Source organism: Paenibacillus senegalensis JC66 (genome assembly GCF_000285515.1).
GTDB classification, from domain to species: Bacteria; Bacillota; Bacilli; order Paenibacillales; family NBRC-103111; genus Paenibacillus_L; species Paenibacillus_L senegalensis.
On the sequence record NZ_HE610962.1, the window covers coordinates 291,847 to 305,122 of the forward strand.

The 13,276-nt window shown below is 46.8% G+C and carries 10 protein-coding genes; 7 read left to right on the plus strand and 3 right to left on the minus strand.

Annotation, left to right across the window (positions count from 1 at the left end; genetic code table 11):
• The first annotated feature begins 137 nt into the window (after positions 1-137).
• The gene (locus PSHG_RS22220; protein ID WP_010277952.1) at positions 138-2,762 is read left to right on the plus strand and encodes a TPM domain-containing protein; all 2,625 of its coding nucleotides are present in this window, start codon (positions 138-140) and stop codon (positions 2,760-2,762) included.
• 460 nt (positions 2,763-3,222) lie between these two features.
• Here the strand turns inward: PSHG_RS22220 and PSHG_RS22225 are convergent, their stop codons facing one another.
• Positions 3,223-4,449, minus strand: a complete 1,227-nt coding sequence (locus tag PSHG_RS22225) for an RtcB family protein (RefSeq protein ID WP_010277954.1) — start codon at positions 4,447-4,449, stop codon at positions 3,223-3,225.
• A 21-nt stretch (positions 4,450-4,470) separates the two neighbouring features.
• Positions 4,471-5,253: a nucleotidyltransferase domain-containing protein gene (locus PSHG_RS22230; protein WP_010277957.1), complete on the minus strand. Its 783-nt coding sequence runs from the start codon at positions 5,251-5,253 to the stop codon at positions 4,471-4,473.
• Positions 5,254-5,539: 286 nt separating this feature from the next.
• Here PSHG_RS22230 and PSHG_RS22235 point away from each other — a divergent pair, with 286 nt between their 5' ends.
• On the plus strand, positions 5,540-6,850 hold the full coding sequence (locus PSHG_RS22235; protein WP_010277960.1) for a helix-turn-helix transcriptional regulator: 1,311 nt from the start codon (positions 5,540-5,542) through the stop codon (positions 6,848-6,850).
• Positions 6,837-7,640 (plus strand): WYL domain-containing protein, encoded by an 804-nt coding sequence (locus PSHG_RS22240; RefSeq protein WP_010277962.1) that lies wholly within the window; start codon positions 6,837-6,839, stop codon positions 7,638-7,640. Before PSHG_RS22235 ends, PSHG_RS22240 begins: the two co-directional genes overlap by 14 nt.
• A 49-nt stretch (positions 7,641-7,689) precedes the next feature.
• On the opposite strand, the gene PSHG_RS22245 is transcribed toward PSHG_RS22240, so the two are convergent.
• Entirely contained in the window at positions 7,690-8,448 is a 759-nt protein-coding gene (locus tag PSHG_RS22245; protein WP_010277964.1) for a helix-turn-helix domain-containing protein, read from the minus strand.
• Positions 8,449-8,808: 360 nt separating this feature from the next.
• Between PSHG_RS22245 and PSHG_RS22250 the strand changes: the two genes are divergently transcribed.
• From PSHG_RS22250 to PSHG_RS22265, 4 genes are all read left to right on the plus strand, one after another.
• Entirely contained in the window at positions 8,809-9,513 is a 705-nt protein-coding gene (locus PSHG_RS22250; RefSeq protein WP_010277966.1) for a PIG-L deacetylase family protein, read from the plus strand.
• A gap of 126 nt (positions 9,514-9,639) precedes the next feature.
• On the plus strand, positions 9,640-10,611 hold the full coding sequence (locus PSHG_RS22255; protein ID WP_010277968.1) for an ABC transporter permease: 972 nt from the start codon (positions 9,640-9,642) through the stop codon (positions 10,609-10,611).
• A gap of 12 nt (positions 10,612-10,623) precedes the next feature.
• Positions 10,624-11,517, plus strand: coding sequence for a carbohydrate ABC transporter permease (locus PSHG_RS22260; protein WP_010277972.1), 894 nt, complete (start codon positions 10,624-10,626; stop codon positions 11,515-11,517).
• 144 nt (positions 11,518-11,661) lie between these two features.
• Entirely contained in the window at positions 11,662-13,245 is a 1,584-nt protein-coding gene (locus PSHG_RS22265) for an extracellular solute-binding protein (protein ID WP_010277976.1), read from the plus strand.
• Positions 13,246-13,276: the final 31 nt, after the last annotated feature.

Sequence of the window (13,276 nt, forward strand, 5' to 3'; positions counted from 1 at the left end):
TACTTGACGTATTAAATGAATAGAAATTAAAAGCTTTTTAAGTCAGCATTTTGCATAATGCTCAAGTACTAAACTGCTATCTGTTCAAGGAAAAGCAAATTGAGTATACTGGAAATAATTAGATAGGGGGTTAAGAGTTGAAAAGGATAGCAGCGGGGTTGCTCATCTTATTATTTGCATGGAGCAGTATCGCATGGGCTGCTGAAATACCTGCTAAAAACGGCAGGGTAGTGGATACGGCAGCGATGATTCAGCAGACTGCTTTAGAATCTGTTGAACATGCAGCAGCTCAAGGGGAGCCTTACTCCTTTTATATTTTAACGATACATAGCTTGGAGGGAGAGGACCCGGCCCAATACGCCAACCGGGTGTATGATTCTTGGCAGCTGCAGACCAGCGATGTGCTGCTGCTTATCTCTAGTGAAGATAGACGCATAGAGATGAATTTTAATAATCCGGCGCTGCTGGAGGCTATATCCACCAGTAAACCCGAGGGCGGTGTAACGATTGATCAGTTTATAACGGATACGTTCATTCCTTTTGCCCAGCAGGGGGATTTTGCTCAAGCAAGCATAGCGGTCATAGAAGCGGCTAATGATCTTGCCCCTTTACCGGAAGCTGTGACAGCTCCTGGTGCCGAAGGAGTTGAGCCTGCCGGGAACGAGCCGGTCACCCCTCCAACAAAACCGGTCCAAATAACATGGCCCAAATGGGACTTGCCGCAATTAAACTATACACTTATAGGCATTTGGCTTGCGGCCGGAATAGCACTGATCTCTATTTTCTCCTATATCATAAAATACTTTATGCTTAAAAGGCGTCTGGTCAAACTAAGAGAGCAAGGCTCGGAGCTGCTAGCCCAGATTAGTCAGAACAGCGAGCTTTTAAAACCGTTTGTCGGAATGGTACAGGGAGAGTCGGAAAAGCTCGTTACCCGTATTGATGAGGAGCTCTCCAAAGGAATGATGGATATCAGCAAACAATTCGCGGAAATCGATGAATTCCGTTCTTATTGGCTGGGCACCTTCCGTTTTTTTGTAGATGGAAAAGCATTCTTTTTTAAAGACCTGTCATCGCAAATTGCGGGTCTTAAAGAAGAAATCGACCAGCTTATTGAGGCAGAGGGCAATGGCAAGGTGCTTGTCGATGAAATCGATACGGACTTAAATGCATTAAAAGAAGGCGTTACCGCTTTACAGTCAGAGCACAAGCTTTCTGTCACCGAACTGGCAGAAACAGTTGCTAAACTTCAGCCAGCTATGGAGAATCTGCATAGTATCAAGCTGTTCGATCCACTCGAAACCTTTCGCAAAGCCAAAATTATACAAGAGCATTTGCAAAAAGCACACCGTGAATTGAAAGTTGTCCAATACTACTTGGAAAGATACTCAAACTTCCCAAATGCGTGGAGCAGTGTAAAACAGCGGATTGAAGGACTGATTGCTGACAACCATTTGAAGCTGGTAGAAATCGCCCCGTTCGAGCTGTTGAAAGAGGCCGCCAGAAGAGCCGAGCGGATGTACGAGGAATTGAAGGCGGACCAGATGGAAGAGGTCAAGACTTCTTATAATGAAGTCACCGGCTTAATGGAGCGGGCTTTGGAGATGACAAGGCGTCAGGCCGCGCTGCGAAAACAAAATCAGGAAGACCTGCAGCACATTCAAGATCGAATAAGCAGCCTTGAAGCTGACTGGTCCCGCCTGCAAACAGAAACTCTGCGCAGCAAATTTGCAAGAGTGCAATGGGAGAACCAATGGAACATTATCGAATCATTGGTTGAAGGAATTGGCGGCATTCAAGAAGAGCTGCCTTTTATTCAGCAGCTCACAGATGATGAGCATCAGTATTTTGAAAAAGCCAGAGTAAAGCTGGATGATATTTTCCGACACTTAGACCAGTTGAAGAGCGGGCTAGTGGAATTCCGTCAATTAATCTTGAACCTTAACGAACGGTTAAGTGATATGATCAGCTATTACGACAGAGCCGGGAGACAATATACAGAGGCGATTACCTTAGCCAGAAAAAACAGTCTCAACTACGATTCCTTATTTTCCTATGAGGAGCTATACGATCATGTGGAAAGGGCCAGAGATGAGATAGAAGCGTTATTAAGAAATGCGCCTTATACCTTAGTTTATTTAGAAGAAAAAATCATGCGTCATTATGAACAAACTAAAGTGATTGCTGAAGGAATCGGCCGATTGGTCAAGCTGAAAAATGAAGCCCTGCAGACTAGAAATCATGCTGTAGCTGAATACCGGTCCAGTTCGGCAAGAACTAGCAGCCGTTTAAGAATCCGTCCTTACACCAAGGATTACAATAACATTATGGCCTACGCGGACAGCTTAATTAAAGACGGACATTATGAAGAAGCTATTGATCAGCTCCAGATGGTCTACGCCCTCGTCCGCAAAATGAATGATCATTATAACGACGCGGTACGAGAGGATCAAAGAAGACATCAGCGTAGTACATCTTCCTCATGGTTCGATTCCGGGCCTTCATCAAGAAGCAGTTCTTCTTCCGGCGGCTTTTTCAGCAGTTCTTCAAGCAGTAGTTCCAGCAGTTCTTCTTCAAGCAGCAGCTCGAGCAGCTCCTCCAGCAATTCTTCCGGCGGCTCCAGCTGGGGAAGCTCGAGCCGGAACTCTTCCGGTGGCTCAAATTGGGGGTCCTCAAGCGGGAATTCCTCCAGCGGCGGTTCTTCATGGGGGTCTTCGGGTAGCTCGAAGAAGAACAACTCATCCGGCGGTTCTAATTGGTGATGGCTAAGCCACGGCCACTAAACAGCTTGTTGCACCGCGATTTGTATGTTTGGTCATACAAATCGCGGTATTTGCCATGCGGTGGATGTGATTTCAGTTGCTTTGTATGATTTATCGTACAAAGCGCCCCTCCTACCTCGCGTTTTCGGCTCTTTTGTACGATTTATCGTACAAAGCCCACCACTTAACCATCGATTCCACTCACTTTGTACGATTTATCGTACAAAGCGCCCCTCCTACCTCGCGTTTTCGGCTCCTTTGTACGATTTATCGTACAAAGCTCACCACTTAACCATCGATTCCACTCACTTTGTACGATTTATCGTACAAAGCCCACCACTTAATCATCGATTCCACTCACTTTGTACGATTTATCGTACAAAATCCGTGGTGTGTAAGCTGAACTTGCAATTTTTAAGTCGTGTTCCTACCCTATTTTTAAGTCGTGTTCCTACCTTATTCAATCCTTATACGGATCGAACTCATCCGCTCCCGCCATGCAAACCCCGATCGGCTTCAGCACATGCAGAACGTCGATCGTTTCCGCATGAGCGTCCAGCACCTCCTGCAGCTTGCGGTAGACGAACGGACTTTCGTCTGTTCCCGCTCCCCGCAGCTCCACGCCGAATTCACGTACCGCCTCATGCATTTGCCGTGGTGTGATTTGGCCCCCGCTGCGCTTGCGGGTTTTCCAATTCATCCGCCCGGCTGCCTGGGTACGGCTCATAATTCTCCCGGCTCCATGAACCGTGCTGTAAAAGGCGTCCTCGTTCTCCTTCGAGTCCTTACCCCGCACGATGACAGAGATATCGCCCATGCTTCCCCCGATAAATCCGGTCTGGCCTGGCGCAGACGGCGTGGCTCCTTTGCGGACGACCACCGTTTCATGACCGTTATGCGTCTCCTTCCAGGCATAGTTATGATGATTATGAACTTCGAGATCCGCATCAGTCCCGAGAATCGCCAGCACCTTATCCATCACATAATCCCGTCCGGCATAGGCATAACGACCGGCCAGCTTCATCGCACGGTAATACATGTCGCCCACCTCGCTATCCAGATCGAGCAAGGTCGGGGGCTGATCCATTTTTTCCCCAGGGGCATTGGCGAGGAAATCTCTGCCTGCCGCCAGGTTGAGAAACCCGCTGGCCGTCTTATGCCCGAAGCCCCGGCTGCCAAAATGATTGGCAACCCACAAGCGGCCAGTCTCTTGTTCCTCGAACAAATCGACAAAATGATTGCCGCTGCCGACTGTACCAAGCTGATCGCGGGCAAGCGCCTTAAGCTTATCATGCTCCTGTTTGCCTATGTTTTGGTAGACCGCCCAGTCCGGATCGTCGAACAGGTCATGGTCAACCTTTTCATTATTGACGCGTCCCACCCCAAATGAAATTTGCCTGGCGATGTCATCCATGATCGTCGACAAGCGTGGTCTTACGTCGTCAGCCAGCAGTTCAGTCCGCACGGCTTTGTTGCCGCATGCGATATCGTAGCCTACACCGGACGGCGATATTTGCCCATCATAGACAACAACTCCGCCGATCGGCTGACTGTATCCTTTATGGTGGTCAGCCATCAGCAGGGTCTGCACTACACTGCCTGTTTCTGCACACATTTTTGCTTGGGTCAGCGCACCTTCATCAGGATTCCCCCAGACACGCACTCCGTTAATAGTTTGATAAGCCATACGTTAATTCAACTCCTGTATTTAATTCCATGCTTCCCGCACTACTGATCGAAACAACTCGTCAAGCTGCTGGTCTTGATTACCTTCAGCCGTCTCCATAGCGGAAGCATGTTTCTCAAAATAAGCAATCCGCTCTTCCACAAACTCATTGATACAATCGACCCTTGGCTCATAGTCCAGCTCTTCCCCCGTGATTTTACGGGCAAGCAGAGTCTGAATCGCTGAGTGCAGCTCACTTCCTTCCGGCACCAGCCTCTCTACCAAAGCTTGAAACCGCATTGGCGGCAGCTCGCTATATTGTTCAATCCACTCGCAAGCGAGGATCGGCCTCAGTACATAAAAGTATTTTTTGAGCTTGACCTGATTTCCCTGCAAATATTCCCGGTAGTTCCCTTTCGCCATATGCAAATAGTGATACAAACACGATCTTGGGGAAAAGGCAGCAGGTGAGATATGGCGGATTTGTCCGGCTGCTGAGCCCTGTTCAAGATAGACAATTGGAGACTGCAGCCATTCCAGGAGCGGCGGGTTCGATTTGCGGAACAAATTCAGCGCTTTTTTCAAATCCCATCCATTGATGTCCAGCATATTATCGATTGGTCTCTCGATCACATCGCGCTTTTCGAATATAGATAGGTACCAATTGACCGGACGAACATATAGGAAGCGGACATCGTAATCGCTGTCCCTGGACGGGAAGCCCCACGCCCTGCTTCCAGATTCACATGCGTACAAGATCCGGACATTCTCCTGTTCCTCGATTCGCCGCAATTCTTCTTGGATCTTCACGTTTACCTCAGCCATAGGGCCCCCTCCTTTTAAGGTGTGATGCTTGCCATAAACTGATTATCTATCATTTTAAACCGAACGAACATGGCAAAAGTATTACAATGCCTAAATCAATTTCATAACCTAAAGTGAGTAAAACGGATTCATGCCAAAAACTAGGTTTCCTTTTCGCCCCCACCATTCCCTGCTACAATAGTAGAAAACGTTTTGTTAGACAGGATCAAATTAGTGAATTAGTGAATTAGTGAATTAATGTATTAGTGTTAACAGTAATTTAAGATGCCTGAAAGGAGGGATAGTCATGGCCAGGGAAAGCTTCGATAAAGAAATCCAGTTTTTGCGCATGCTTGTGCTGACCAGCGGAGCATTCAACAGGCAGCAGTTTGCCGAGCGGTTGGGCATTTCCGTACATACCTTCGATAAAACGATCCGCAAGCTCAAAGAGATCGCAGTCTCTCTGCACCAGCAGCCGGATGAGGAGAATGATGTTCCTTTGGCCGAGGCTATCCGTTACAGCTATTATGACTCTACCGATCCTATGCTGCTGTTTGTGTTCCGCGCCAAATCCGTGAAGGAGTCAGAGAGCCAGCGCATTTCCCTGCTGCTCGGGGCCATGAACGAAAAAGCTATGACGGCAATGGAACTCCTGGACGCATGCTGCAGCAGCATGCCGGTCGGCCTTTCTCTACCGGATGAGAAAACGATCCGCTCCGATCTCAAGTATCTGGAGCAGGTAGGTGTCATTAAGCGGGAGCCGGGCCCCCGCCCGTACCGGTACCGGATTCAAAACGATCTGGTCCGCTGCCTGTCGGAGGAAGAGCTTATCGATTTGTACGATTTTGTCGATGTCATGGCAAACACGCAGGTCCCTTCCGTGCAAGGGTATTTGCTGCGCGACGGCTTGAAAAAGCATCTCCTGCGTACTAATGAACAATCCTACGCGATGGAGCATTTTTTATATAAGTATCATTATTATTCGCGAATACTAGATGAGGCTCATTTATTCACACTGTTAAGCTCCATCCGTGAGCAGCGGAAAATCCGGTTCTTGTATTTCTCACCCAAATCGGAAAAAAGCTACGCCTCGAAAAATACGAACCCGTTGTTTGAACGTGAAACCAACGGTAAGAAGGAGCATGTGCTGCCGCTGAAAATCGTTTACGACCATCAATATGGCCGCTGGTATTTGCTGGCCAATGGCCGACATGGTATCCGCAAATACCGGATGGAAGGGATTACCCAGTTGGAAGAGGCTGACTCCGTGAGCGGGGAGTTGTTCGAGGAGAAGAGAAGCGAACTGGAGGAAAAGCTCCGCTACAGCTGGCTGATCGATACCGGACGGTCCGTGAAGATACGCGCCAAATTTTATAGTCCTGAAAGCACGGAGCCTAACTTCGTAAAGGAACGGGTTTTGCTGCAGGGGCAATGGGGGCAAATTGTGTCGGAGGACGAGGAATCGTTTATCTATGAAATCACGGTCAACGGAACGTTTGAGATCAAGCCATGGCTGCGAAGCTTCGGTTCAAGCTGCGAAATTTTGGAGCCCGTTTCCCTGCGCCGGGAAATGATTGCCGAGTGGAAGGAGATTCAAGCCTACTATGAATCTGTTTGAAAAAATATTCAACTACCAAATCCTCTCCCGGTTGGAGGATTCAGGCACGTTCATGGTCACCTCTCACGAGAGGGCCTGGTTGAAGGCGATGCTGGAGCACCCTGCTGCAGCGGAAGCCTTTACGCCGGAAACCTTGCGCAAGCTTCAAGCCGTTTTGGAGCCGGATGACCAGCTGGACACCACTACCCATCTGATGCAAAAAGCGCGCAGCCTCGAAAAGCAGGTGTACCACCCTCTTTTACGTTCCCTCCGCCAAGCCATCATGAATAAGCACGCCGTTCGATTGAGCTACGAGGTTAAAGGCGGCAGAGTGAACAGCGACCATCCCGGGTTCCCCTACAAGCTGGAATACTCCATGGTCAAAAGAGAGTGGTATCTGCTCTGGTACCACTTGAAGTTCAAAGCGTTCATGAGCACAAGGTTAAGCAAAATCATGGCCTTCACGGCAGAGCCTCTTAGAAGCTCAACAGCCGAAAGTATTATTCAGAAAATCACCGGCACTTTTGATTCGCGTAAAAGCGAGGTGCTTATTGAAGTGGTCCGGCTTTATAATGAAGAGCTTTCGCGCATTCTCTACGCCTTTTCCAGCTTTGAAAAGGATGTTCAATATGATGCAGACCGGGATACGTACCGGATCAAAATCTGCCTGCTCAGCGACGAGCAGGAATATCTCCTGTCCAAGCTCCGATTTCTTGGCAAGCGGGTCCGGGTGGTTGAAGGCAATTATGTGAAACGCCGGATGCTGGAGGCATCGACAAAGGCTTTGGAAAGATATGGGGTTAATAGTTAAGAAAACGGACTATTAATCCTGTATCACCTTGCTAGGATAGCTTAGAGCATCATTCTAAAGCTTCCCCAGCCAGCTTTTTTAAGAATTTTTCATTAAGAAACGGGACAATATCGTGTAGTGAGGACAAGCCATGTATTTCATAGCTTTTCCTGCTGATATCTTCTAGACATTCCTCACTTAGAAACGGAAGCAATTCTTTTATTCCTTTAATTCCAGTTTTTTCGAACTCCTTCAAGGCAATACCATCAATGTGGTCTTCAGCCAGAAAGGGGAGCAGATATTTCAAGCTTTTTATTCCTTTTGACAAATACTCTCTTTCAGCTATTTGTGATAAGTATTGTTCACTGAGAAATGGAAGGATCTTTATTAAATCAGACAGAGTGATTTTATTGTAGTTTTCCTCGACTAATTGTTCCAAATACTCCTCACTTAAATAAGGAGCTAGCGCAGATAAATCGGAAAAATGCAGCTCCTTATCGTTCTTCTTTACTGAAGAAGTTACTTGCTTTGGCGTCAAGATAGGAGCAAGAGTTTTTACGGTGCCAATTGGGATTACTGCCGTTTCTCCCTCTTCAATTAATTTCCTTACTGCGGTGGTCTCTTCACTGTTTGATAATAGTTCATCAATGCTTACACCCAATACCTCCGTTAGTTTAGGTAACTTTGTGATATCCGGCAAGGTTTCTCCACGTTCCCAATTACTAATTGCTTGATAGGTAACACCTAATTGGTCGGCTAGCCCCATTTGTGTAAACTCCTTATCTTTCCTCCATTTTGCTATTTTCTTCCCTATCCTGCGCATATCCATTATTCATCAACTCCTTATTTTGCTAGTTTTAGTCTAAGAAATAAAATTAAAAAAGTATATAAAGCTCTCATTGAGTTACAAAACTCAAGCAGAACTTGCATCCCCGCTTGTCAAATAAGGGCAATCTGCAAGCTTTAGATTCCGGGATTGCCTTTACCCTAACTCCCCTTTTCACTCTTCTTCTGCCCCTCCTAACCAACTAGACCTTCACCTCCATCTAACAAACAAAGAAACATTATTTCATAAATTTTGTAAATATATTGAAATTTAAATTCATATTTTTAACATCCGCTTGAATTATTTCATGGAACAAACCATATATATGAAATTAATATTTCTAATAACTTAGGAGGCGTCTGTATGAGATTAGTCGTTGTTGGTGCGCATTGCGGAGATGCAGAAATTCAAGCGGGTGCGATCGCCCATAAATACGCCAAGGCAGGCCATGAAGTGACATTCGTTCACCTAACTGCCGGCGAAAAAGGAAATCCCCCCGATGTGTCCGTCGAAGAGTACCGGGTGCAAAAAATTCGGGAGTCCGAAAAAGTAGCAGAGGTTTTGGGTGTCAGCACGATCACCTTAGATTACAAGGATGCAGAACTGACGTTGGACGACGAGATTGTAACCCGGGTCGCGACGTTGATGCGGAAGCTGAAACCGAATGTGGTGATCACCCATTGGGAGCACAGCATTCATCCTGATCATGTGCTCTGTGCAAAAATCGTCCAGGCCGCTCAACTGAAAGCAGGACTGCCCGGCTTTGATCTTGATGGGCTGCCCGCTCATTATTACAGTTACTACCACAGCGAGAATTGGGAGGATATGGAGGAGTATGTGCCAGACGTTTTTGTAGATGTTTCTGATGAATTTGAGACCTATTTAAAAGCGCTATCCGAATACTGGTTTATTATGAATTCCAAATCCTTCCGTTATTACGACTACTACAAGGCGCTAGGGACGGTCAGAGGATGCGTAAACCGGACGAAGTATGCCCAAACCTTGAAATTCCCAATAGGAACGAATGTCCGAAAAGGCGGAAGTATTCCCGGATATGAAATTAAGTGATCCGCCGCTTTAAGCGAAGCACAGAAGCTCAATAAGCGGGAGAAGCTAGCTTCCCGGGGAGCTTGATTCTCGCAGTAATGTTGGTCGTCCCTCATAACGGAACAGAAAGGGGTTGCCTGAACGAAGATGAACAGCCAGCAAAACATGAACATGAGCGGAGCCGACGATGCCTCCCCCGTTTCAGCCCGTCTCCCCGTGCGGAAATTGAAGCTGAAGAAAATGTTGAAATATTGGCAGCTATACGTTCTGCTCGCCCCGGCTCTCATCTATTTTCTCGTTTTTAAATACTATCCCATGTACGGGGTGCAGATTGCTTTTAAAAATTTTATGGCCACGAAAGGAATTTGGGGTAGTGATTGGGTAGGGTTCGATCACTTTATTCGCTTCTTTAATTCCCATTTCTTCTGGGATTTATTGTGGAATACGTTAGCCATCAATTTATATCAGCTCGCTCTGTTCCCTATTTCCATTATCGTCGCGTTATCTCTGAATGAATTAAAAAATGGCAGCTTTAAAAAGATTGCCCAAACGATTACTTACGCCCCCCATTTTATTTCGGTCGTCGTTTTCGTCGGAATGATCATTGCCTTTTTGGACCCGATGACGGGCATTGTTAATCACTTTATCCAGTTCCTTGGCTTTGAACCGATTAATTTCATGACCGATCCGGCCTGGTTCAAAACCATCTATGTATTTTCCGGAGAATGGCAAAATCTTGGCTGGGGCGCTATCATCTATTTGGCAGCGCTGGCCGGCATAGACCCGCAGCTTCATGAAGCGGCCAAGGTCGATGGGGCCTCAAGATGGCAGCGCATATGGAAGATTAATATCCCTTACCTTATGCCTACCATCATCATTTTGCTGATTCTCAATATGGGGAACTTTATGTCGGTCGGATTTGAAAAAATCTTATTGATGCAGAACCCTTTGAATTTGGAAGCCTCTCAAGTCATTCAAACCTATGTCTATGATATCGGTATTTTAACAGGCCAATTCAGTTATTCGACAGCAGTTGGATTGTTTAATTCCGTCGTCAATCTGGCGATTCTAGTCTTTTTCAACAGGCTGGCCCGAAGAACTGGAACCAGTCTATGGTAAGGGGGGCTAACCGTGATCCAGCAATCGAGAACAGACCAGATCTTTGACATATTGAACAAGCTGCTCGTCTGTTTTTTTATTCTGATTATTACTTATCCTCTTCTTTATATTTTAAGCGCTTCGATCAGTGACCCCAGCTATGTCAACTCGGGGAAAATGTGGCTGCTGCCAAGGGACATTACGTTCGAGGGCTATAAAAGAGTGTTCCAATCGAATGACATCTGGACCGGCTATCGAAATACAATCTTTTACACCCTGTTCGGGACATTCATCAACCTTGCTGTCACTTTGCCTTGCGCATACGCTTTGGCAAGACAGGAGCTTGTCGGCAGAGCCATTATTATGGGCCTGCTGATCTTTACTATGTTTTTCGATGGAGGATTAATTCCTACTTACTTGCTGGTTCGAGACCTGGGTATGACGAATACTATTTGGGCGATGGTACTCCCGAATGCGGCCTCGGTTTGGAATATTATTGTGACGATGACCTTTTTCAAGGTGACGATCCCCGATGGCTTGGTTGAGGCTGCGGAAATAGATGGCGCCTCTGTGTTCCGAACCTTTTTCCAAATTGTGCTGCCCCTCTCCCTCCCTATTATAGCTGTGATGGGGTTATTTTACGGAGTCGGTCATTGGAACTCCTACTTTAACGGACTGATTTATTTAACAAATAAAAACCTGTTTCCGCTGCAGCTTTTTTTAAGAGATATCCTGGTCCAGCAGCAGATTACCGCGGAATTAATGATCCAAGGATCGAATATCGAGGCTATCGGCGAACAGGCAAAGATTGCCGCAATCATTAAATATGCCGTGATGATTGTTTCAGCAGCACCGCTGCTTATCGTGTACCCGTTTTTGCAGCGCTTTTTTGTCAAAGGCGTATTGATTGGCTCCTTAAAAGGGTGATCCTGTTCATTGAAGGGCGGTGATGGGAGTAAGAAATCCGGCTTCGATTTTGTAACCCTTCGCCGGGATTTATGCAAATGCTGGTTTTAACATGCTGGTTAGTAAAATGCTGATTATTAATTTCAAAGCGGGGAGTTGTAAACGGTGAAAAAAGGTTTGCGAGTCTTATGGCTTCTATTGCTCGCTGCGGCGGTTTTTGCCGGGTGTCAAAAGAAGGAGGAAACACCGGGTGCGCAGGACCCTGGCCACTTCAACGAGACCGGGTATCCGATTGTTAACGAGCCGATTAAACTTAAAATGATGGGACAAAGCTCTCCATTGCAGCCGGTATGGGGAGAAATGGGATTTTTCAAAGAAATGAAAGAGCTGACCAACATCGATTTTGAATTTATAACAGCCAACTCCGATTCCTACACGCAGAGGAAGCAGCTCGCGTTCTCCAGCTTGGAATTGCCGGACGTGTTTTTCGCTGGGCAAATTACGGCGAATGAAGAGGTCGATTACGGTTCCCAAGGGTTGCTTATCCCGCTGGAGGATCTGATCGAAGCCTATGCACCAAACCTCCAAAAAATTATGGAAAAATACCCGGATCTAAAAGCGTCCATCACGGCTCCGGACGGACATATCTATACTTTGCCGGGCATTGATGATTTAAGTCATTCCATGGCTCCTTTAGCCTGGATGAACGGCTACTGGCTCAACGAGCTGAATGCAGACAGACCGGAAACGATTGAGGAGTTTTACCAATTGCTGAAGAGATTTAAAGAGGAAGATCCGAACGGAAACGGCCAGCCGGATGAAATCCCTCTATCTGCGTCTTCGGTCGCCGAATTGCGCTTAAACATTCTTCCCGCTTTCGGCATCAATCAATCTGACGGGATACTGGTGGATCAGGACCAGGTCAAATATGCCTTTATCCAGGACGGATACAAAGAATACTTGCAATTTCTGAACCAGCTGCACCAGGAAGGGCTGTTGGATCCGCAAATTTTCTCTCATACTTGGGAGCAATATGTAGCCAAAGGCGCGGAAAATCGCGTAGGCGTATTCCCAACCTGGCCCATCGTGATGATCGGTTTCTCTGACGTGACGGAAGCCGCTAAATATCCGTTGCTGCCTGCCTTAACCAGCCATATGAACGATAAAAAGATTGTGACCCAAGTATCTGAAGTGAAAAGAGGGCGTTTTGCCATTACGAAGAACAACAAATATCCGGAGGCGACCATGCGCTGGGTCGATTATTTGTACTCGGAAGAAGGCTCCATCCTGGCCCGCTTGGGAGTGGAAGGAAAGAACTGGGAATGGACGGATGACAGCAAGTCCGCCTGGCGCCTGCTGGCACCGGAAGGCATGAACACAACCCAGGCGAATGCGCAGGATGCGCCCGGCGCGGGATCAAACGTGCCGATGGTCATTAACAAGGAGTTCTTCCTAAAGGAAGATAATCCAACAATTCATACGATCGCCGGTTGGGTGGAAGACGAATATTTACCTTATGCCGAAATTCCGTACCCTCAGGTATACTTAACTTTAGAAGAGCAGCAGAGAGTCAATACGTTAAAGCCTGATATTAATACGTCTCTAGAGCAAATGGAGGCTAAATTTGTGTCCGGTGCGGAGTCGTTCGACAATTGGGATAAGTATGTCCAAACTATGAAAAGCTTGGGTGTAGAAGAAATCCAGGAAATTTATCAGGCCGCTTATGACCGCTGGCTGGATTCAAAATAAGTCTTGTTCGGGATGGCGCCTTTTCTTACTG

Excerpts from the sequence above, each read along its gene's own strand:
- PSHG_RS22230 (WP_010277957.1), bottom strand. The coding sequence starts at position 5,253 with ATGGCTGAGGTAAACGTGAAGATCCAAGAAGAATTGCGGCGAATCGAG.
- PSHG_RS22225 (WP_010277954.1), bottom strand. The coding sequence starts at position 4,449 with ATGGCTTATCAAACTATTAACGGAGTGCGTGTCTGGGGGAATCCTGAT.
- PSHG_RS22250 (WP_010277966.1), top strand. The coding sequence starts at position 8,809 with ATGAGATTAGTCGTTGTTGGTGCGCATTGCGGAGATGCAGAAATTCAA.
- PSHG_RS22245 (WP_010277964.1), bottom strand. The coding sequence starts at position 8,448 with ATGGATATGCGCAGGATAGGGAAGAAAATAGCAAAATGGAGGAAAGAT.
- PSHG_RS22255 (WP_010277968.1), top strand. The coding sequence starts at position 9,640 with ATGAACAGCCAGCAAAACATGAACATGAGCGGAGCCGACGATGCCTCC.
- PSHG_RS22240 (WP_010277962.1), top strand. The coding sequence starts at position 6,837 with ATGAATCTGTTTGAAAAAATATTCAACTACCAAATCCTCTCCCGGTTG.
- PSHG_RS22235 (WP_010277960.1), top strand. The coding sequence starts at position 5,540 with ATGGCCAGGGAAAGCTTCGATAAAGAAATCCAGTTTTTGCGCATGCTT.